Annotated in this window: 23 protein-coding genes; 5 read left to right on the forward strand and 18 right to left on the reverse strand. The window is 65.8% G+C overall.

Annotated features, from left to right (window positions below):
* Positions 1 to 5: 5 nt before the first annotated feature.
* Both ACO6D5_RS04320 and ACO6D5_RS04325 read right to left on the reverse strand, forming a co-directional pair.
* Positions 6 to 1,232 (reverse strand): FAD-dependent oxidoreductase, encoded by a 1,227-nt coding sequence (locus ACO6D5_RS04320; protein WP_485824698.1) that lies wholly within the window; start codon positions 1,230 to 1,232, stop codon positions 6 to 8.
* 24 nt (positions 1,233 to 1,256) lie between these two features.
* Entirely contained in the window at positions 1,257 to 2,024 is a 768-nt protein-coding gene (locus tag ACO6D5_RS04325) for a helix-turn-helix domain-containing protein (RefSeq protein WP_315845022.1), read from the reverse strand.
* 121 nt (positions 2,025 to 2,145) lie between these two features.
* Here ACO6D5_RS04325 and ACO6D5_RS04330 point away from each other — a divergent pair, with 121 nt between their 5' ends.
* From ACO6D5_RS04330 to ACO6D5_RS04340, 3 genes are all read left to right on the forward strand, one after another.
* Positions 2,146 to 2,964, forward strand: a complete 819-nt coding sequence (locus ACO6D5_RS04330) for a TSUP family transporter (RefSeq protein ID WP_315845021.1) — start codon at positions 2,146 to 2,148, stop codon at positions 2,962 to 2,964.
* 229 nt (positions 2,965 to 3,193) lie between these two features.
* Positions 3,194 to 3,586 carry a DUF4168 domain-containing protein gene (locus tag ACO6D5_RS04335; protein ID WP_183013059.1) on the forward strand — a complete coding sequence of 131 codons (393 nt, stop codon included), beginning with the start codon at positions 3,194 to 3,196 and terminating at the stop codon, positions 3,584 to 3,586.
* Positions 3,587 to 3,726: 140 nt separating this feature from the next.
* Positions 3,727 to 4,425: a glutathione S-transferase N-terminal domain-containing protein gene (locus ACO6D5_RS04340; RefSeq protein ID WP_315845020.1), complete on the forward strand. Its 699-nt coding sequence runs from the start codon at positions 3,727 to 3,729 to the stop codon at positions 4,423 to 4,425.
* Here the strand turns inward: ACO6D5_RS04340 and ACO6D5_RS04345 are convergent, their stop codons facing one another.
* From ACO6D5_RS04345 to ACO6D5_RS04370, 6 genes are all read right to left on the reverse strand, one after another.
* Complete coding sequence (locus ACO6D5_RS04345; protein WP_315845019.1) at positions 4,426 to 5,187, reverse strand: ABC transporter permease; 762 nt, start codon at positions 5,185 to 5,187, stop codon at positions 4,426 to 4,428.
* Positions 5,184 to 6,107, reverse strand: coding sequence for an ABC transporter ATP-binding protein (locus ACO6D5_RS04350; RefSeq protein WP_006225708.1), 924 nt, complete (start codon positions 6,105 to 6,107; stop codon positions 5,184 to 5,186). Before ACO6D5_RS04350 ends, ACO6D5_RS04345 begins: the two co-directional genes overlap by 4 nt.
* Positions 6,108 to 6,202: 95 nt before the next feature.
* Complete coding sequence (locus ACO6D5_RS04355; RefSeq protein ID WP_485824699.1) at positions 6,203 to 7,150, reverse strand: dihydrodipicolinate synthase family protein; 948 nt, start codon at positions 7,148 to 7,150, stop codon at positions 6,203 to 6,205.
* Between the two features lie 7 nt (positions 7,151 to 7,157).
* On the reverse strand, positions 7,158 to 8,330 hold the full coding sequence (locus ACO6D5_RS04360) for an L-rhamnonate dehydratase (protein WP_485824700.1): 1,173 nt from the start codon (positions 8,328 to 8,330) through the stop codon (positions 7,158 to 7,160).
* 9 nt (positions 8,331 to 8,339) lie between these two features.
* Positions 8,340 to 9,380: a 4-hydroxythreonine-4-phosphate dehydrogenase PdxA gene (locus tag ACO6D5_RS04365; RefSeq protein WP_485824701.1), complete on the reverse strand. Its 1,041-nt coding sequence runs from the start codon at positions 9,378 to 9,380 to the stop codon at positions 8,340 to 8,342.
* Between the two features lie 7 nt (positions 9,381 to 9,387).
* On the reverse strand, positions 9,388 to 10,374 hold the full coding sequence (locus ACO6D5_RS04370) for a tripartite tricarboxylate transporter substrate-binding protein (RefSeq protein WP_315845015.1): 987 nt from the start codon (positions 10,372 to 10,374) through the stop codon (positions 9,388 to 9,390).
* Positions 10,375 to 10,497: 123 nt separating this feature from the next.
* Here ACO6D5_RS04370 and ACO6D5_RS04375 point away from each other — a divergent pair, with 123 nt between their 5' ends.
* Together ACO6D5_RS04375 and ACO6D5_RS04380 are read left to right on the forward strand one after the other, a co-directional pair.
* On the forward strand, positions 10,498 to 11,424 hold the full coding sequence (locus ACO6D5_RS04375; protein ID WP_485824702.1) for a LysR family transcriptional regulator: 927 nt from the start codon (positions 10,498 to 10,500) through the stop codon (positions 11,422 to 11,424).
* An 88-nt stretch (positions 11,425 to 11,512) separates the two neighbouring features.
* The gene (locus ACO6D5_RS04380) at positions 11,513 to 11,854 is read left to right on the forward strand and encodes a zinc ribbon domain-containing protein YjdM (RefSeq protein WP_169270931.1); all 342 of its coding nucleotides are present in this window, start codon (positions 11,513 to 11,515) and stop codon (positions 11,852 to 11,854) included.
* A 35-nt stretch (positions 11,855 to 11,889) separates the two neighbouring features.
* Here the strand turns inward: ACO6D5_RS04380 and ACO6D5_RS04385 are convergent, their stop codons facing one another.
* The 10 genes from ACO6D5_RS04385 to ACO6D5_RS04430 form a co-directional block, all read right to left on the reverse strand.
* Positions 11,890 to 12,126, reverse strand: coding sequence for a hypothetical protein (locus tag ACO6D5_RS04385; RefSeq protein ID WP_006225701.1), 237 nt, complete (start codon positions 12,124 to 12,126; stop codon positions 11,890 to 11,892).
* Between the two features lie 13 nt (positions 12,127 to 12,139).
* Positions 12,140 to 12,376, reverse strand: a complete 237-nt coding sequence (locus ACO6D5_RS04390; RefSeq protein ID WP_485824703.1) for a FixH family protein — start codon at positions 12,374 to 12,376, stop codon at positions 12,140 to 12,142.
* 20 nt (positions 12,377 to 12,396) lie between these two features.
* Positions 12,397 to 13,887 (reverse strand): cytochrome c oxidase accessory protein CcoG, encoded by a 1,491-nt coding sequence (gene ccoG / locus ACO6D5_RS04395; RefSeq protein ID WP_485824704.1) that lies wholly within the window; start codon positions 13,885 to 13,887, stop codon positions 12,397 to 12,399.
* A 75-nt stretch (positions 13,888 to 13,962) separates the two neighbouring features.
* Entirely contained in the window at positions 13,963 to 14,937 is a 975-nt protein-coding gene (gene ccoP, locus ACO6D5_RS04400) for a cytochrome-c oxidase, cbb3-type subunit III (RefSeq protein ID WP_006225698.1), read from the reverse strand.
* Positions 14,934 to 15,110 (reverse strand): cbb3-type cytochrome oxidase subunit 3, encoded by a 177-nt coding sequence (locus tag ACO6D5_RS04405; RefSeq protein ID WP_006225697.1) that lies wholly within the window; start codon positions 15,108 to 15,110, stop codon positions 14,934 to 14,936. The genes ccoP and ACO6D5_RS04405 overlap by 4 nt, the downstream gene beginning before the upstream one ends.
* A gap of 2 nt (positions 15,111 to 15,112) precedes the next feature.
* Positions 15,113 to 15,850, reverse strand: a complete 738-nt coding sequence (gene ccoO / locus ACO6D5_RS04410) for a cytochrome-c oxidase, cbb3-type subunit II (RefSeq protein WP_006225696.1) — start codon at positions 15,848 to 15,850, stop codon at positions 15,113 to 15,115.
* A gap of 10 nt (positions 15,851 to 15,860) precedes the next feature.
* A complete protein-coding gene (gene ccoN / locus ACO6D5_RS04415) occupies positions 15,861 to 17,348 on the reverse strand; it encodes a cytochrome-c oxidase, cbb3-type subunit I (protein WP_006225695.1) in 1,488 nt (495 codons plus the stop codon).
* Positions 17,349 to 17,547: 199 nt separating this feature from the next.
* A complete protein-coding gene (gene ccoS / locus ACO6D5_RS04420; protein ID WP_006225694.1) occupies positions 17,548 to 17,709 on the reverse strand; it encodes a cbb3-type cytochrome oxidase assembly protein CcoS in 162 nt (53 codons plus the stop codon).
* Complete coding sequence (locus ACO6D5_RS04425) at positions 17,706 to 18,677, reverse strand: P-type ATPase actuator domain-containing protein (protein ID WP_424624970.1); 972 nt, start codon at positions 18,675 to 18,677, stop codon at positions 17,706 to 17,708. Before ACO6D5_RS04425 ends, ccoS begins: the two co-directional genes overlap by 4 nt.
* A 98-nt stretch (positions 18,678 to 18,775) precedes the next feature.
* The coding region (locus ACO6D5_RS04430) for an aminotransferase class III-fold pyridoxal phosphate-dependent enzyme (protein ID WP_485824705.1) at positions 18,776 to 19,167 on the reverse strand (392 nt) is incomplete at its 5' end.

The raw sequence follows: 19,167 nt of genomic DNA on the forward strand, positions 1-19,167 counted from the left end.
CGCCATCAACGGCGCCGGGCCTCGTCCGCCGCCGGCATCGCCAGCAGCCCCCGCTTCATCAACCCGCGCACGCCGGGCACCAGCAACGACCCGCCGAACAGCAAGTCGCGCCACAGGCCCGGGCCCGACGACTGGAAACACGGCGTCAAGGCGCGGCTCAGCGTCTGGTACAGGCGTGATGGCAGCAGCCGGCTGCGCGCGTAACGCGACGGTCCCTCGGCGGCGCCGTACTCGCCCAGCGCGCGCGCCAGCGCCAGCGCATCCAACACCGCCAACGTCGCCCCCAGTCCCAACTGCGGGCTCATCGCATGACCGGCGTCCCCCACCGCGCAATAGGGCCCGGCCGCCAGCCCGCGCGGCCACGTATGGCGATAAGTGGCCACGGCCAGGTCCTCATGCCGGGACACCTGGGCCACGACCGGCGCGGCTTCGGGCCACAACGCCAGCAACTGATCCTTCCACTGCCCGATCGGCGCGGCGCGCCAAGCGGGCAAGGCGTCATGGCGAATGCTCCAGAACAGCGACAGGCGGACGCCCTGGGGGCCGATGTCAGTAGGCAGCAGCCCCATCATCTGGCGCGTGCCGCGAAAGCGCTGCAAGAGCTGCGTGGCCCCCGGCCAGTCCGGCGTCCAGAACTGCCCCCACAACGCTCCCCATCGATACACGCGGGACTTGCTGGCCAACCCCACCTGTTCACGCAGCGCGGACGCGGCGCCATCGGCCACCACGAACACGTCGAACAGGGATTCCGCCTGGCTGGCGCCGTCCCCATGGACCACGCGCGCCCTGCCCGCCTGGCTGTCCAGCGTCTGGACCGGACAGCCGAACGAGAACGCGACGCCCGCGCGCCGGCAGGCGTCGAACAGCACCCCGCCCAACGCCGCCCGGGTCACCGCGCGGGCGCCATCCCCCACGTAATCGATATCGACGACAGGCCAGCCGCGATGCGACACCCCCAGCAGGCGGTCGATCGGCGCACCTACATTCAGCGCGGCCACGTCCACCCCTAAGGAGCGCAGCGCGCGCACGCCGGGCGGCTGCAGCAGCAGGCCCGCGCCCTGGGTCGTGAAACCCGGATGCTTTTCAAAGACGCGCACCTGATGCCCGGCCTGCGCCAGCGCCAGCGCAGTGGCCAGTCCCGCGCTGCCCGCGCCGGCGATACCCACGGAAAGCGGTGATTGCGACAAGGTGATGGAATCCGTATTGGCGGTCGGCCCGGCACGGGCCGACATTCGTGTCGCGATAGTACCAACACACTAGTCCTGCCGCAGGTACTCGGTCGGGGGGCTGCCCAGCACCCGGCGGAACATCGTGGAGAACGCCGCGGGGCTTTGATAGCCGAAGTCCAGCGCGATGGCGGTGACCGGCTGCCCGGAAGCCAGCCGCGCCAGCGCCAGCACCACGCAAGCGCGTTGCCGCCACGCCGAAAAGGACATGCCGGTCTGCTGCCGGAAGTGGCGGCTGAACGTGCGCAGGCTCATGTGCAGGCGGTCGGCCCACGCCTGCGGCGGCACGCGCGCGTCGGGCGCGGCGATGAAGGCCCGGCACAGCGGCGCCAGCCGCTTGTCCCGCGGCAGCGGAATATGCAGCGGCAACACGGGCGCGCGGTCGACCTCGTGCAGCAGCAAGGCCGCCAGCGCGCCGTCTCGCCCTTCGCGCTCATAGGCGGCGGGCATGTCCACGGCTTCCAGCAGCAATTGCCGCAACAGCGGCGACACCTCGATCACCTCGCAGGCGTCGCGATCCGCGCGCGCGGCGCCGGGTTCGATGTACGCGCTACGCGTGCTGACTTCCAGCATGCGGACCTGATGCGTCACGCCGGCGGGTATCCAGACGGCGCGCTGCGGCGGCACCACCCAGTTGCCGTCGCGGGTTTCGACCTGCATGACGCCGGTGGCGCCGTACAGCAGCTGCGCGCGGCGGTGCGCATGGGCCGGCAGCAGCTGGCCAGGCGGATAGTCGTTGCCGATGGCGACCACGGCGCGGTCTAGCGAGTCGTAGCGGTCGATATGGGTATTTCGCATGGCAGACGGAGTGGGCAACCGACGGGCTTGGCCGAAATACGAACATTATTGTCCAATCCTATAAAGCAGGCCAATCCTCCCCGCCGTATCGTGGCGACTTCTATGCGAAAGGATGGACGGCATGCTTTATCTCGTATTGGCTTTGTTCGGCTGCGCCAGCGGCGTCACCACGGTCCTGTTCGGCTTCGGCGGCGGTTTTGTCGTGGTGCCGGTGCTGTACGGGGTGCTGACGGCCACGCACGGCGCGGGCGACGCCATCGGCCAGTCCGCGATGCACATCGCGGTGGCGACGTCCACCTGCGTCATGATCGTGAATTCCATCGCCGCCACGCGCAAGCATCAGCGCGCCGGCAATATCGTGCGCGCCTACGTCTGGCCGCTGGCCGCCTTCATCGCCGCGGGCGCCCTGCTGGGCGCGTGGGCCGCCACCCGCGCCAGCGGCGACCTGGTGCGCGGGATCTTCATCGCCTACCTGGGCGTGACGATCCTGGACTGCCTGCTGCGCCAAGGTTTCCTGGCGCAGCAGCATGACACGCAGGCGCCGCGGCCCTTGGGACAGGGCGTCGTGGTGGGCGGCGGCGTGGTCATTGGCGCCATCGCCACTTTCCTTGGGGTTGGCGGCAGCGTGATGACAGTGCCCTTGCTGCGCCGGCGCGGCCTGCCCATGGCCAAGGCGGCGGCAATGGCCAACCCGCTGACGCTGCCGGTGGCCATCGTGGGCACACTGGCCTATATGGCGGCGGCGCGCGGCCTGCCCGCCGCGTTGGCCCCATGGATCGTCGGCTATGTCGATCTGCTGGCTTTCGCGGCGTTGGCGCTGGGTTCGTTGGCGGGCATCCGGCTGGCGGCGCCGCTGATCCCGCGCATTCCCGACCGCCTGCATGCCCGGGTGTACATCCTGCTGCTGGCGCTGGTGATGCTGAGCATGCTGCTGATCTGACCCGTCGGCGCGCGACCCGCGCTGCGCCGCACAAACCTAAAGACACATCGCGACCAGCAGCGACTACGAAACCGCGCAAAACGTTTCTGGCGCCGCCCCAGGGGCGGCCCTCCCGCGGCACGCCCGGATCTCGTGGCCTGCCGACACAGGAAAACACATCGCGAAACTTGTCCCGCGGCCGGTCCCGTCGTCATCATGGTCGGACATTCAACCGGAACAAGGAGGTTTCATGCAGCGTTCCACTTACGCATTCCTATCCGCCGCCATTCTGACGACGGCGCTGTCCGGTGCCCCCGCCCTGGCGCAGAACGCCAGCCAGCCGCCGGCTCAACCGCAGATGGCCCCCGCCATTACGCAACCCACCGACCAGCAGCTGCAACGCTTCGCCTCGGCATCGCAAAAGGTGTCCGGCGTGGTCGACGAATACCGGCCCAAGGTCGACGCGGCAAAGTCCGATGACGCCAAGCAGAAGGTGGTGCAGGAAGCGGACGCCAAGATGGTGCAGCTGGTGCGTGCGGACGGACTGACCGTCGAAGAATTCAATGGCATCGGCCAGGCCGTGCAGCAGGACCCGCAGTTGAAGCAGCGAGTCATGAACATGAGCCAGGGCGCGCCGAAGTAACCCAAGGCCGGACCGGGGATTGTCCGGCCTGCGCCACGCGTCCTCGGGCGCGTGGCGCTTTTTCTTATGGGCCGCCAAGCGGGGAAGCGTTATCCTGACTGCCGTCCTTTTCCACTGGCATGTCCAAGGAGCGCGGCATCTTGAACCCGGATCTCACCCTGTACGATTTGGCCGGCGCCGACGCGTCGCTGCGCTTTAGCCCGCATTGCTGGAAAACGCACATGGCGCTGGCCCACAAGGGCCTGTCCGCCAAGACCGTGCCCTGGCGCTTCACCGAAAAGGAAGCGATCGACTTTTCCGGCCAGAAGCTGGTTCCGGTGCTGGTGCACGACACCCATGTGGTCAGCGATTCATGGCAGATCGCCTGCTATCTGGAAGACACGTTTCCCGAACGGCCGTCCCTGTTCGGCGGCGCGGGCGGGCGCGCGGTCACGCGGTTCGCGAACGCCTGGGCCGATGCCACGCTGGTGCCGGTGCTGGCGCGCCTGTTGCTGCCCGCCATCCACGGCCTGATCCACGAGAAAGACCAGGACTACTTCCGCGCCTCGCGGGAAAAGCGCTTCGGCAGACTGGAAGACCTGCCGGCGGGTTACGCCGAACAGATCGCGGCATTACGGGCAGCGCTGCTGCCGCTGCGCCTGACGCTGGGCAAGCAGCCCTACCTGGCGGGCAGCCAGCACGGCTATGCCGACTATGCGGTGTTCGGGATGTTCATGTGGGCCCGCTGCACCAGCCCGCTGGAACTGCTGGCCGAAGACGACCCCGTCCATGCGTGGCGCGAACGGCTGCTCGATGCCTTTGACGGCATGGCCCGCCGCGCGCCCACGGCCGCCGATTGATCAGGTCTTCAGCCGATAGCCCGTCTTGAAGATCCAGCGTACGCCGATCAGGCAGGCAACGAGGAACACCAGCGTCATGCCGACGCTGACCCCGACGCTGACGTCCGACACGCCGTAGAACGCCCAGCGGAAGCCGCTGACCAGGTAGACCACCGGGTTGAACAGGGTGGCGGTCTGCCAGAACGGCGGCAGCATCTTGATCGAATAGAAGGTGCCGCCCAGGAAGGTCAGCGGCGTGATGATCATCAGCGGGATGATCTGCAGCTTCTCGAAGCCGTCGGCCCACACGCCGATGATGAAGCCGAACAAGCTGAACGTGACGGCCGTCAGCACCAGGAAGCCCAGCATCCAGACCGGGTGCGCGACTTCGAACGACACGAACAGGCGCGCCGTGGCCAGCATGATCAGCCCCAGGATGATGGACTTGCTGGCGGCCGCCCCCACGTAGCCCATGACGATCTCCACATACGAGATGGGCGCCGAATGGATTTCGTAGATGGTGCCGGAGAACCGCGGCATGTAGATGCCGAAGGACGCGTTGGCGATGCTTTGCGTCAAGAGCGACAGCATGATCATGCCCGGCACGATGAACGCGCCGTAGCTGACCCCATCGATCTCGACCATGTGCGAACCGATGGCCGAACCGAACACCACGAAGTACAGCGACGTGGAGATGACCGGCGACAACACGCTTTGCATCAGCGTGCGCCAGGCCCGGGCCATTTCAAACAGGTAGATCGCGCGGATGGCGTAGAAGTTCATGATTGACCGTGTACCAGGCTGACAAAGATATCCTCGAGCGAGCTTTCCGATGAATTCAGGTCGGTGAATTCGATCTGGAGCCGGCTCAGGTCGTGCAGCAGCTGGGAAATCTGGCCGCCTCCCTGGTTGTCGTAGGTATAGACCAGCTTGTACCCATCGCTGGACAAGTCCAGCTGATAGGCGTCCAGCGCGGTCGGGATGCCCGGCAACGGCGCTTTCAAGGTCAGGCTCAGCTGGCGCTTGCCCAGTTTGGCCATCAGCGCGTCCTTTTCTTCGACCAGGATGATCTCGCCCTTGCGGATCACGCCGATGCGGTCGGCCATTTCCTGCGCTTCTTCGATGTAATGCGTGGTCAGGATGATGGTGACGCCGCTTTCGCGCAGGCGCCGCACCATTTCCCACATGCCGCGGCGCAACTCCACGTCCACGCCCGCCGTGGGCTCGTCCAGGAACAGGATGGCCGGTTCGTGCGACAACGCCTTGGCGATCATGACGCGGCGCTTCATCCCGCCCGACAGCGCCATGATGCGGCTGTCCTTCTTGTCCCACAAGGACAGGTCGCGCAACACCTTTTCAATGTAGGCCGGATTGGCCGGCTTGCCGAAGAGGCCACGGCTGAACGTGACGGTGTTCCAGACGCTTTCGAACGCGTCGGTGGAAATCTCTTGCGGCACCAGGCCGATCTTGGAACGCGCGGCGCGGAAGTCCGACACGATGTCGTGGCCGTCGGCCAGGACACGGCCATCGCTGGGATTGACGATGCCGCAGATGATGCTGATCAGTGTCGTCTTGCCCGCGCCATTCGGCCCGAGCAAGGCGAAGATCTCACCGCGCTGAATTTCCAGGTTGACGCTCTTGAGCGCCTGGAACCCCGAGGCGTACCGCTTGGATAAGCCCTGAACTGATATAACCGGCTGCACACGAGCCCCCGACGTGATCGATAGCCGGAGATTTTACCCGCCACGCCGTTACAGCTTGTTCGGCGTGGCGGAACGCAGTGTTCCCGTTTCAGGGATTAACGCCCCCAACGCAGCACCAGGGGGTCCAATCGGCGGGCGGTTTCCAACAGGCCCTGCCGGACCTCGGGGCGCATGGGCGGGAACGGGTGCCGGGGCGCCTCGCAATCGATCACGCCGCCGGCCTTCATCAGCGCTTTGGCGGTCAGGATGCCACCCTGCCGGTTTTCATAGTTGATCAACGGCAGCCAGCGCTCGTACAGGCAGTAGGCCTCATCGCGCCGGCCCGCGCGGTGCGCCTCGATGATGGGGCGGATGCCGTCGGCGAAGCCGCCGCCCGTCATGGATCCCGTGGCGCCCGCGTCCAGGTCGGGCAGCAGCGTGATGGCTTCCTCACCGTCCCAGGGGCCCTCCACCGCCGCCCCGCCCAACGCGATCAGGTCGCGCAGCTTGGAGGCAGCGCCCGCGGTCTCGATCTTGAAATACGAGACCTGCCGGATTTCGCGCGCCATCTTGGCCAACAGCGCGGCCGACAACGGCGTGCCCGCCACCGGCGCGTCCTGGATCATGATGGGAATGTCCACCGCGTCCGACACCTGCTGGAAGAACGCCTCGACCTGCGCTTCAGGCACGCGGATCGTCGCCCCATGGTAGGGCGGCATGATCATCAGCATGGCCGCGCCCTGGTCCTGCGCGCGCCGGCTGCGCGCCGCGCACACCCGGGTGCTGAAGTGCGTGGTCGTCACGATGACGGGCACGCGGCCCGCCACGTGTTCCAGGATGGTCCGCGTGAGCACCTCGCGTTCGTCGTCCGACAGCACGAACTGTTCGGAGAAGTTCGCCAGGATGCACAGGCCGTCCACGCCCGAATCGATCATGAAGTCCACTGCCCGCTTCTGGCTGGGCAGATCCAGGTCGCCCGCCTCGGTGAAAGGCGTGGGCACCACCGGGAAGATGCCGCGGTAACGCGGCGCCTGGGGCGTGGGGATCGTGGGGGTCGTGATCATGGCGGGCCTATTCGATGATGTTGAAATCATTCAGGTACTCGGTCTTCAGCGTCAGCCCCAGGCCCGGCTTGTTGTCGTCCAGGTCGATGAAGCCCTCTTTGGCCACCGGCTCGCCGTCGAAGATGTAGTAGAACAGCTCATTGCCGACTTCCACGTCGAACATCGGAAAATACTCGCTCATGGGCGAGGCCAGCGTGCTCATGGTGAGGTGGTAGTTGTGCATCTGGCCGGCGTGCGGGATGACCGGCACGCTGTAGGCCTCGCACAGCGCATTGATCTTGTGCGCCGCCGTGATGCCGCCCACGCGGTTCGTGTCGTACTGCACGACCGACACCGCCTTCCTGTCCAGCAGCTGCTTGAACCCGTAAAGCGAGAACTCGTGCTCGCCGCCCGAGATCGGGATCGACGTCAGCTGGTTCAATTCGGCGTAGCCGTCGACATCATCGGCGATGACGGGCTCTTCCAGCCAGCGGGGCTCGAACTTCTCAAGCTTGGGCAGGATGCGCTTGGCGTATTCCAGGTTCCACCCCATATAGCATTCCAGCATCAGGTCCGTGTCGTACCCGATGACTTCGCGCACGGCCTCGACCGACTTCAGGTTCTCGGCCACGCCCTTCTGCAGATGCGCCGGCCCGTAGCCGAAGCGCATCTTGAACGCGGTGAATCCCTGGTCCAGATAGGTCTGCGCCTCTTCCTGCATCGCCTTCAGATCGGTGCGGTACAGCTTGGAGTAGTAGACAGGGATCTTCTCCTTGGTCCGGCCGCCCAACAGCTTGAAGACAGGCTTGTTCACCGACTTGCCCAGGATGTCCCAGATGGCGAGGTCAATGCCCGAGATGGCCGCCATCGTCACGCCCTTGCGGCCCCAGGCGTGCGTGGCCCGGTACATGCGCTGCCACAGGTATTCGTAGTCCCACGGGTCCTGCCCCACCACCAGCGGCGTCAGGTACTGGTCGATGATGGCCTTGGCCACGCGCGGGGCCAGCGCCACATTGCCCAGCCCCACGATGCCGTCATCGGTTTCCACTTCGACGACGGTCCAGCCGTGAAAGCGGAACGTGCTCATGGTTTCCTGCTTGGAATACAGCAGGTCCATGGCGTTGGAGCAGAAATTGCCCTGGGGCGGCACGGTCTTGCCGGTCCATTCGAAAACGCGGGCGCGGACGGATTTGATCTTCATGTCGGGTTCCTACTTGGAAGACGGGAAACGGTGCGATACGCCCATCCGGCAGGCGATCTGGAAGGCTTGCCAGGTGGCTTCCACATTGGCGCGGCCCTGGCCCGCGATGTCGTACGCGGTGCCGTGCGCGGGCGTGGTGATGGGGATCGGCAGGCCGCCCTGCACCGTCACCCCGCGCGCGAAGCCCAGCAGCTTGATCGCGATCTGCCCCTGGTCGTGGTACATGGTGACGATCGCCTGGAACTCGCCGGCCTGCGCTCTCAGGAAGATGGTGTCGGCGGGAAAGGGTCCCTGCACGGGCAGCCCCTCCTCGTTCAGCTGGCGCACGGCGGGCGCGATGATATCGACCTCTTCGCGGCCGCACGTGCCACCGTCGCCGCCATGCGGATTGAAGGCGGCCACCGCCACGCGCGGCGTGGCGATGCCGTTGGCCTGCAGCGACCGGTAGATCAGCCGCGTCGCCGCCTTGATGCCGTCGATGCTCAGCGCCGCCGCAGCGTCCTTCAGCGGAATATGCGAGGACACCCGCGACGTCCACAGCTCGCCCAGCGTGTTGAATTCACAGAAGTAGCCGGTGACGCCCAGGTACTGCGCGAAGTGGTGCAGTTCGTCGTCGTGCTTCAAGCCGCCCAGCTTCATGGCGAACTTGTTCAACGGCGCAAAACAGATCGCGTCCACATGCCCGGCGCGCGCCGCGTCCATGCAAGCATCCAGCACGCGCAGCACCGAGGCGCCGCCGGCCGCCTGGGGCTGGCCGACGGTGACCTGGTCGGGCCGGATCGTGTCCATTTCCAGCCACGCCGGCAGGCGGGTGTCCGGCCGGTTGCGCACCGCCTCGATGCTGTCCACCGTCTGCGTCGCCACCTGCACGCCCGCCACGCGCTGGCCTTCGCGCCACAGCCAGGCGTCGCCCACCAGCACGATATTGGCGCGCTCGCAGGCCTCTGGCTTGGCAAGCAGACGGGCGATCAGTTCGGCGCCGATGCCGGCGGGGTCGCCCAGGGTCAGGGCAATGACGGGGTTCGGGTTGGAATTCGAGTTGGGGTTCATGCTGGGGTCATTCCACGGAAATGTTGTTCTTCTTGATGATGCCGGCGTAGCGCTGATTCTCGGTCTTGTGGAATTGCGCGAACTGTTCCTGGCTCATTGGCGTGATGTCCGCGCCGATCGCCAACAGGCGGGTCTGCGTTTCAGGCAGCGCCAGGATCTGGTTGACGTCGTCATGGATGCGCTTCTGGATGGCGGCGGGCGTGGCGCTGGGCATGTAGATGCCATACCACGCACTCATTTCGACGCCGGGCACGCCGGCCTCGGCCATCGTCGGCACGTCCGGCAATTGGGCGTTGCGCCGGGCGCTCAGCACCGCCAGCGCGCGCACCTTGCCGCTTTTGATGTGGGGGATGACGGACGACGCCGTCTCGAAGGCGATCTGCACCTGCCCGCCCATCAGGTCCACCATGGCCGGACCGCTGCCGCGGTAGGGGATGTGCGTCATCTGCACGCCGGTGGCGTCCTTGAACAGTTCCGCCGCGATGTGCTGGGTGCTGCCGGAGCCGCTGCTGGCGAAGTTGTATTCCCCCGGCTTGCTTTTAAGCAGCGCGATCAGTTCCTGCACCGATTTCGCGGGCACCTGGTTGTTGACGACGAGGATGTTGGGCACCGCGCCCACGAACACCACGGGCGTCAGGTCGCGGTCATTGTCGTATCCCAGCTTGAGCAGATGGGGCGCAATCGCGTGGGCCGTGGACACGCCCATCACCATGGTGTGGCTGTCCGCCGACTTCGCGGCCAGATCGGCCGCCAGCGTGTTGGACGCGCCCGGCTTGTTCTCGACCACGACCGTCTGCTTGAGCATGGGTCCCAGCCTGTCGGCCACGGCGCGCGCCATGGCGTCGGTGCCGCCGCCGGGCGCGGACCCGACCAGCAGGCGCAGCGGTTTGGTGGGCCAGCCGGCCGGTTGCGCCTGGGCGTGCGCCGGGCCGGTGGCCAGGACGGACAGGCACAGGGCGCCCGCCGCCATCGCGGCCAATACGCGGATCTTCATGGTTGTCTCCTTGATAAATTCTTTGCCGCTGCCGGGCAATTTGTTGTGAATGCATCTTAGGGAGAAGCTCCGTTTCCGTAAAATGAAACTTTCGCACCAACCGTTCACCTGAAGCGATCAATCATGGAACGCAACCTGAATGTCCCTGCCCTGTTGGCCCGGCTGCGCATGCGGCAGGTCGTGCTGCTGCTTGCCATTGACGACCGGGGCACCCTGCGCGCGGCTGCGCAGCAACTGAACATGACCCAATCCGCCGCCAGCAAGATGCTGCACGAACTGGAGCTGGCGTTGGGCCAGCCGCTGTTCGAGCGCGTGGGCCGCGGCCTGGCGCTGACGGCCGCGGGCGAGTGCGTCATGGGACATTTCCGGGGCATGCGCGGAACGGTGTCGTCGCTGGCCCGCGAATTGGATGAACTGCGGCTGGGCAGCGCCGGCAAACTCTTCATCGGCAGCATCATGGCGGCCTCGCCCAGCCATTTGACCGACGCGCTGCTGCGCCTGAAACGGACATATCCGCTGTTGGCGGTGGAAATCTCCACCGGCACCAGCGACCTGCTGATCGCGCAGTTGAACGAAGGCAAGCTGGACGTGGTGATCGGCCGCATGCTGACCCTGTCGGACCGCAATTACCTGTTCCGCCCGATCGGCGACGAGGCCCTGTCCGTCATCGCGGCGGTGGATCACCCGCTGGCCCGCAAACGGCGCGTCAGTTTCGACGCGATGCAGGCCTACCCCTGGATCCTGCAGCCGCAAGGCAGCCCGATGCGGGACGTGATCGAACATGAGTTCCGATCCCACAACACGGCCCTGCCGCCCGGACTGATCGAATCCGCCTCCATCCTGACCACCACCAATCTGGCGATGAAGTCGCAGATGCTGGGTGTCATTCCGGAATCGGTCGCCAGCCGATACGCCCGCCACGGCCTGTTGGCGATCCTGCCCTACCAGATCCGGCAGTCGCTGGCCGCGTTCGGCAGCATTGTGCCGCGCGACCGCCCCTTGAGCGCTGCAGGACAGCATTTTGTCGACTTACTGCACGAAAATGCGTGAAGATAGGCACTTGTTAGGGAAAAAATAGACCCCGGGGGCAGTACAATCGAGTATTGCGCGATTCGCGCGTTTCACCTGAGGTACACCCGTGAGTGCATTGCCCGCCTGTCCGAAATGCCAATCCGAATTCACCTACGAGGATGGCGGCGGCTACGTCTGCCCGGAATGTGCGCATGAATGGTCGGCGCAGGACGCCACGCCTTCGGACGACGACGCCCGCGTCTACCGCGATTCGGCCGGCAACGTCCTGCAGGACGGCGACACCATCACCGTCATCAAGGACCTGAAACTCAAGGGGTCCGGCGGCGTGATCAAGATGGGCACCAAGGTCAAAGGCATCCGCCTGGTCGACAGCGACCACGACATCGATTGCAAGATCGACGGCTTCGGCCAGATGAGCCTGAAGTCGGAGTTCGTCAAAAAGGTCTGACGCGGCGCCCGCCAGGTTGGCGGGCCCCTTTCCATTCAAAGCGGGTCTTCCTCGGCCGCTTTGGGCATCAGGTAGGCCGTCAGCGTGCTGGACAAACCGGCCATCACCCACAACACGAAGAACGACACCGTGTAGAAGCCCATGCGCCCCGTGGGCACGTGCCCGAAGATCGCCACGTCCAACGGATCGATCAGCGCGAAGATCAGGGCGCTGCCCGCCGCAGCCGCCAGGAACGACGGCCACAATATCCACATCAATGAACGCAAGCCCATTTGTGTCCTCCCATCAGAGATTGGCGCGCGCGGCGCCCGCGGCTTCGCCGGTCTTGGGCGCCGCCTGCTCAATCACCAGGCCGCGCTTGACCACGCCTTCCAGGATCGGCTCGTGCGTGAAGTTGCTGTAGGCGAAGTAGATCGTGATGAAGCACCCGACCATGGCCGCGAACGGGCCGGCCATCAGGATCCAGGGCCACGGTTCGTAGTACCAGGGCTTGGGCGGCGGAGCGGATTGTGCGAGGGTCATGAAGTTCGTCCTTTACGTAGTCAATCAGGCACGTAGAAGCTGGCGGGTTCGTCGGTTTCGATGGGATGGTTTTCGCCGTCGTGGCCGCGCGCGCGCAGCGTGATGGCATGCGCGCCTGGCGTGGCACCGGCAGGCGCCCGGATCACCATCGGAACCAGCTTGTTGGCGGCGGGTTCCACTTCAACCACGTCCGACCCCTGCTGGCCCGTCATCACGGCCAGTCCCGGCATGCCGTCTGCCGACAGGCGCAGGCGCATGGCGGTGTCCGACGTGTTGATGATCTGCAGGCGGTAGACGTTCTCGATCTGGCCGCCCGCCACTTCCCGGCCCAGCGCGCCGCGGTCGCGGATGACGTCCACCCGCAAGGGGTTGCGCATCGCCAGCGACGCCACGAACGCCACTGCCATGATCAGGATCAGCGTGCCGTAGATCAGCACGCGCGGGCGCAGCAGATGCGAACGCGCGCTTTTGGCGGACAGGCCATCCTGCATGGCGCGGTCCGACGTGTAGCGGATCAGGCCGGGTTCATACTGCATCTTGTCCATGACCTGTTCGCACGCATCGATACAGGCGCCGCAGCCGATGCACATGTACTGCAGGCCGTCCCGGATATCGATGCCGGTGGGGCAGACCTGCACGCACAAACTGCAATCCACGCAGTCGCCCAGGCCGGCGGCCTTGTGGTCCACCTTGCGCGAACGTCCGCCCCGCGGGTCGCCGCGACGCTTGTCGTAGGTGACGACGAAGGTGTCCGGGTCGACCATCACGCTCTGGAAACGCGCATAGGGGCACATGTATTTGCAGACGGACTCGCGCATGAATCCGGCGTTGCCCCACGTGGCGAACCCGTAGAACAGCATCCAGAACCATTGCCACGGGCCGAGCTGCAGCGCGAACAGTTCATGGCCCAGTTCGCGGATCGGCGCGAAATAACCGATGAAGGTGGACCCCGTCCACCACGCCAGCGCGATCCACAAGACGTGCTTGGTGACTTTCAGGCGCGCCTTGCGCCAGGTCCATGGCGATTCGTCCAGGCGGATGCGCGCGATGCGGTCGCCTTCGACCTTGCGCTCGATCCACATGAAGATTTCGGTGTAGACCGTTTGCGGACAGGCGTAACCGCAGAACAGCCGGCCCGCCACGGCGGTGAAGAGGAACAGCGCCAGCGCCGAGATCACCAGCAGCACGGCCAGGTACACCACGTCCTGCGGCCACAGCACCAGACCGAACAGGTAGAACTTGCGTGCGCCCAGGTCAAACAGCACGGCCTGCCGGCCGTTCCATTGCAGCCAGGGCAGCCCGTAGAAGATCAGCTGGGTGATAAAGACGAAGGCGATACGCCAGCGGGCGAAGATGCCACTGACGGATCGCGGATAGATCTTGCTGCGCACACCCGCCAGGGTCTGCTCCAGCGTTTCCTGGCCGGGACGCGGCGGCCGCGTATACGGTTGCCAGGGCGGCGGGTCTCCGCCAGGCGGCGTGCCGACGCTTGCGGTTGACCCATCTTCCATTTGCTGCTCCGTACGGTAAGTCCAATGATGTGGGGGCCGCGAGACGCGCCCCCCACCTAAGCCCTGCTGTTCGCCTTACTTCGCCGCGGTAGCCGCAAGCGGCGCGGCCGGTGCCGCCGCGCCCTTCTCCGCGGCTGCCGGCTTGTTGTTCGACAGGCCCCACACCCACGCCGTCAGCACCTTGATCTGCTCGGGGTTCAGGATGTGCTCGTGCGCCGGCATGCGGTTGTCGCGGCCGTCCAGGATCGTCTTGACGATCGAGGCTTCCGAACTGCCGTACAGCCAGACGTCGTCCGTCAGGTTGGGCGCGCCCAGCAACGGGTTGCCCTTGCCGTCCACGCCGTGACAGGCCACGCAGAAATTGGCGAACTCGCGCTTGCCCCGGAACACGCGGATGTCGTCCGACGTCAAGCCCGACAACGAGCGCACGTACTGGGCGATGTCGCCGGCAGTCTTGGCGTCGATCGCCGCTTTCCAGGGCGGCATCACGCCGTGACGGCCCTTGGTGATGGTCTCCATGATGGTTTCCGGCGAACCGCCATACAGCCAGTCGCCATCGGTCAGGTTCGGAAAGCTGGGGCCGCCCTTCGCATCAGAGCCGTGGCATTGCGCGCACGTATTCAGGAACAGGCGCTGGCCCATTTCCAGGGCGGCCGGATCCTGCGCCACCTGCGGCACGGTCATGGTCTCGAAACGCGCGTAGATCGGGCGCACGGCCTCGGCCATCTTGGCCTGGTGGCGCGCGACTTCTTCCGTGCTGCTGTAGCCCAATTGGCCCTTGTACGAACCCAGGCCGGGCATGAAGAACAGGTAGCCCAGCGCGAACACGCACGCCAGCAGGTACATCCAGGTCCACCACGTGGGGACCGGGTTGTTGAGCTCGGTCAGGTCGCCGTCCCAGACGTGGCCGGTGTCTTCGACCTGGCCGTTGGCCGGCTTGTTGGTGAGCCAGCGGCGCTGCGTGTACAGCAGCCACACGCACCAGACCACGCCGCCCACGGCGACGACCGAGATGAAATACCCCCAGAAGCCATTAACGAAATCGCTCATGACCGATTCGCTCCATCTTGTTGTGCCTGGCCGAACTCGTCGGGCAGGGCGAACGGCAGCATGGCCGATTCGCGGTTGGCGCTCTGGCGGCCGCGCGAGCAGGCCCACCAGACGATGCCGAAAAAGGTTGCCATCGAAATGGCGGTGACGATCGCGCTCAGGTAGCCCACCATGATCAGCCTCCCGTGGCCGCTTGCGCGGCGGGTTGCACGGCGGACTGCGCGGTAGGCGCTGCCGCCTTCTTGGCCGCTTCGGCCTTCTTGGCGTCTTCGGCCTGCTTGGCCTGGGCCTTGCGCACGCCTACGCCCAACTCCTGCAGGTAGGCGACCAGCGCGTCCTCTTCCGTCTTGCCTTCGATGGCCTTGGGTGCGGCCGCGATGTCGGCGTCGGTGTAAGGCACGCCCAGGGCGCGCAGGGCCCGCATGCGCTCAGCCACGTTCTGGCCGGTGATGACCGTCTTTTCCAGCCACGGGTAGGCGGGCATGTTCGACTCGGGCACTACCTTGCGCGGGTCGCGCAAGTGGATGCGGTGCCAGTCGTCGGAGTAGCGCTCGCCCACGCGCGCCAGGTCCGGGCCGGTGCGCTTGGAACCCCACAGGAACGGATGGTCGAAGACCGATTCCGCTGCCGTCGAGTACGAGCCGTAGCGCTGCACTTCCGCCGCCAACACGCGCACTTGCTGCGAGTGGCAGCCGACGCAGCCTTCGCGGATGTATACGTCGCGCCCCATCAGCCGCAACGGGCTGTAGGGTTCGACGCCGGCGACGGGCTGGGTCGTGCTGTGCTGGAAGAACAGCGGAACGATCTGGACCAGCCCCGCGAAGGACACCACCAGGATGCTGGCGATGATCATCCAGCCGATGTTCTTCTCAAGCGTCTGGTGAGAAAAGAAGCCAGGTTTCTTGTTGGCCATGATGTCCTCGTCAAACAGTAGCCGGCGCGGCGGTCGCAACGACCGGCGGGCGAGCGGCGTGGGGATCGTCCAGCGGAATGGCGGGGTTGACCGGTTGCGCGCCGCGCACCGTCTTCCACACGTTCCAGGCCATGACAAACACACCAGACAGGAACAACGTGCCACCCAGCAAGCGGATCAGGTAGTACGGGACGCGCGTCTTCAGTTCCTCGACGAAGCTGTAGACCAGCGTGCCGTCGGAAGCGGTATCGCGCCACATCAGGCCTTGCTGCACGCCGGCGATCCACATGGCAGCGATGTACAGCACCACGCCGATGGTCGCGATCCAGAAGTGCAGTTCGATCGCCTTCACGCTGTACATCTTTTCGCGGCCGTACAGGCGCGGGATCAGGTAGTACAGGGAACCGAAGGAAATCATGGCAACCCAGCCCAGCGCGCCCGAGTGCACGTGGCCGATGGTCCAGTCCGTATAGTGCGACAGCGCGTTGACCGTGCGGATCGACATCATCGAGCCTTCGAAGGTCGACATGCCGTAGAACGACAGCGCCGTCACCATGAACTTCAGGATCGGATCGGTGCGCAGCTTGTACCAGGCGCCCTGCAGGGTCATGATGCCGTTGATCATGCCGCCCCAGGAGGGCGCCAGCAGAATCAGCGAGAACGTCATGCCCAGCGACTGGGTCCAGTCGGGCAGCGACGTATACAGCAGGTGGTGCGGACCCGCCCACATGTACGTGAAGGCCAGCGCCCAGAAGTGGACGATGGACAGGCGGTACGAATAGATCGGGCGGCCGGCCTGCTTGGGCACGAAGTAATACATCATGCCCAGGAAGCTGGTGGTCAGGAAAAAGCCCACCGCGTTATGCCCGTACCACCACTGCACCATGGCGTCCTGGACGCCGGAATACGCCGAATACGACTTCCACAACGACACCGGCATTTCGATGTTGTTGAAGATGTGCAGGATGGCGATGGTCAGGATGTACGAGCCGAAGAACCAGTTGGCCACGTAGATGTGCTTGGACCGGCGCTTGATGATCGTGCCGAAGAACACGATGGCGTACGCCACCCAGACCAGCGTGATCAGGATGTCGATCGGCCATTCGAGTTCCGCGTACTCCTTGCTGCTGGTGAATCCCATCGGCAGCGTGATGGCGGCGGCGACGATGACGATCTGCCAGCCCCAGAACGTGAACGCGGCCAAGGGGCCACAGAACAGGCGGGCCTGACAGGTGCGCTGGACGACGTAGTAAGACGTCGTAAACAGCGCGCTGCCGCCGAACGCGAAGATCACCGCGTTGGTGTGCAGCGGGCGCAGGCGGCCGTAGCTCAGCCATGCGGTATCGAAATTCAACTGAGGCCAAATCAGCTGCGCGGCGATAAAAACGCCCACAGCCATGCCGACAATGCCCCAAACCACCGTCATGAGCGCGAACTGCCTCACGATCTTGTAGTTGAAGGTATCGGCCTTGCTTGCGATTGCGGCGCAATCGTTCATCACCCTTCCCCCAAAGTAACAAATAGCTCCAGGCTCAGATGATGGGACTAGTCACACAAGTCGGCGTTGATATGGATCAAGCAGTGGATGGCCCGCAGGGGAACGCGGCGCCCGCGCAACGGAACTGCAAGAAGATGGGCGAATGTTGCGGTCGAGGCGGGCGCGTCGCCCGAACCTGAACCGCGATGCGCAGCGGCTTTCAGCCGCGGCTGGCGGGACCGCTGTCGTCGTCGCGCAGGATGGCCGTGCCGGCGTTGTCGGTGTCGTCGTACTGGCCGTTGAAGACGGCCCACCACAGCGATATGCCGATGGCCAGCACGAACAGCAGGGACAGGGGCAACAGCAGGTACAGGATAGTCATTGCGCGGCTTCCAGCGCGCCGGACGGCGAGAGTTCGCCAGACCAATCCCGGCGGCACAGGCGCCAGGAGTTATAGGCCACCGCCAGCGACGAGACCAGCATGGTAATGGCGGCCAGCCACGGCGTGACCCAGCCCACCAGCGCCAGCGGCGTCATGAGCAGATGCCAGACCAGCGATCCATAGAGGTTCTGGCGGGCCTTGTGGCGGGCTTGCCGCAAGAGTTCGTCCAGCGCGGCATCGGGCATGGACGGGTGCGCCGCCAGCGCCGAGTGCGCCGAAGCCATAGCCGTGGGCACCGCCATCGACATGGCGCAGGGGCAGCTCATGACCAGCAGCGCCACCATCACCGGGATGCTGTGCGCGGGATCGATGTAGGCCCACGCAGCAGCCGCTGCCAGCGCCAGCGCCACCTGCGCCAGGACGAAGCGCGAGGCCAGGCGGTCGGCGCGGGCGCCCAGATCCAGGCGCTGGGCCTCGACCCGCTGGTGCCGCAGGCCGCCTGCCGCGCCGAAGGACTGGCGCGCGCAGAGTTCCAGATATCTTGCTGTCAGCAAGAAGGCCACGAACATCGTGACGGAATCGAAATAGACTTCGCCGCGCCCCGTCCAGGTGGCGTGCACGCTGGGGATGAAGGCCGCGACGATGCCAAGCGCCACCGGCACGTCCATGCCGGCGCGGCCGTGGCGCAGGTTGTCACCCGCGTGGCGCCAGATGGGCCACGCCGAATACAGCACCACGGGGATAGTCAGCGCGAAGCTGGCCCAGTTCATCAGCACGATGGCCCAATCCAGCGTTTCCAGGGCGTCGGCGGGCATGCTGTCGTGCCGCAGGTAGCCGGGCCACGCGAACATCATGACCTGCATCATCGCCAGCCAGGCGAGCGACAGACGCACCAGCGCATGGCGGCGCTGCTGGCGGTCGGCATCGGGCAGGCAGGCAGGAACGGCGAAGATCGATTTTGCTCGCATGCGCCGATGGTAACCAGCGCCCTGGCCAGGCGCCTTGATCTGGATCAAGGCCCTTTCCGCCCCTTGCCGAGGTGGGGCGGCCGGGGCCGCCGGCAGGATCAGGGGCGCTGCTTGCGCAGCACGTCCACCACGGCGCGCATCAAGGCGGCCAGTTCATCGTCGGCGATGGTCAGCGCCGGCGTCAGGTAGACGACATTGCCGAACGGGCGGACCCAGACGCCGGCCTCGACCAGCCGGCGTTTCAAGGCCTCGCGGTCCGCGATGCCGTCCACTTCCACTACGCCGATCGCGCCCAGCACGCGCACGTCGCGCACCCAGGGCAAGTCGCGGCAAGGTTCCAGGCCGGCAGCCAGCGCCGTCGACAGGCGTTGCGCCTGCGCCAGCCGGGGCTCGGACTCGAACAGGTCCAACGACGCGTTGGCGGCCGCGCAAGCCAGCGCGTTGCCCATGAAGGTGGGGCCGTGCATCAGCGCGTGCGCCGGGTCATCGG

This window comes from Achromobacter sp. (genome assembly GCF_057314935.1).

Coding starts and splice junctions, on each gene's coding strand:
- ACO6D5_RS04320 (WP_485824698.1), bottom strand. CDS start 1,232: ATGTCGGCCCGTGCCGGGCCGACCGCCAATACGGATTCCATCACCTTG.
- ACO6D5_RS04390 (WP_485824703.1), bottom strand. CDS start 12,376: ATGACCCTCGCACAATCCGCTCCGCCGCCCAAGCCCTGGTACTACGAA.
- ccoO (WP_006225696.1), bottom strand. CDS start 15,850: ATGGCCAACAAGAAACCTGGCTTCTTTTCTCACCAGACGCTTGAGAAG.
- ACO6D5_RS04325 (WP_315845022.1), bottom strand. CDS start 2,024: ATGCGAAATACCCATATCGACCGCTACGACTCGCTAGACCGCGCCGTG.
- ccoP (WP_006225698.1), bottom strand. CDS start 14,937: ATGAGCGATTTCGTTAATGGCTTCTGGGGGTATTTCATCTCGGTCGTC.
- ccoN (WP_006225695.1), bottom strand. CDS start 17,348: ATGAACGATTGCGCCGCAATCGCAAGCAAGGCCGATACCTTCAACTAC.
- ccoS (WP_006225694.1), bottom strand. CDS start 17,709: ATGACTATCCTGTACCTGCTGTTGCCCCTGTCCCTGCTGTTCGTGCTG.
- ACO6D5_RS04330 (WP_315845021.1), top strand. CDS start 2,146: ATGCTTTATCTCGTATTGGCTTTGTTCGGCTGCGCCAGCGGCGTCACC.
- ACO6D5_RS04385 (WP_006225701.1), bottom strand. CDS start 12,126: ATGGGCTTGCGTTCATTGATGTGGATATTGTGGCCGTCGTTCCTGGCG.
- ACO6D5_RS04335 (WP_183013059.1), top strand. CDS start 3,194: ATGCAGCGTTCCACTTACGCATTCCTATCCGCCGCCATTCTGACGACG.
- ccoG (WP_485824704.1), bottom strand. CDS start 13,887: ATGGAAGATGGGTCAACCGCAAGCGTCGGCACGCCGCCTGGCGGAGAC.
- ACO6D5_RS04360 (WP_485824700.1), bottom strand. CDS start 8,330: ATGAAGATCAAATCCGTCCGCGCCCGCGTTTTCGAATGGACCGGCAAG.
- ACO6D5_RS04405 (WP_006225697.1), bottom strand. CDS start 15,110: ATGGTGGGCTACCTGAGCGCGATCGTCACCGCCATTTCGATGGCAACC.
- ACO6D5_RS04345 (WP_315845019.1), bottom strand. CDS start 5,187: ATGAACTTCTACGCCATCCGCGCGATCTACCTGTTTGAAATGGCCCGG.
- ACO6D5_RS04425 (WP_424624970.1), bottom strand. CDS start 18,677: ATGCGAGCAAAATCGATCTTCGCCGTTCCTGCCTGCCTGCCCGATGCC.
- ACO6D5_RS04355 (WP_485824699.1), bottom strand. CDS start 7,150: ATGATCACGACCCCCACGATCCCCACGCCCCAGGCGCCGCGTTACCGC.
- ACO6D5_RS04375 (WP_485824702.1), top strand. CDS start 10,498: ATGGAACGCAACCTGAATGTCCCTGCCCTGTTGGCCCGGCTGCGCATG.
- ACO6D5_RS04365 (WP_485824701.1), bottom strand. CDS start 9,380: ATGAACCCCAACTCGAATTCCAACCCGAACCCCGTCATTGCCCTGACC.
- ACO6D5_RS04370 (WP_315845015.1), bottom strand. CDS start 10,374: ATGAAGATCCGCGTATTGGCCGCGATGGCGGCGGGCGCCCTGTGCCTG.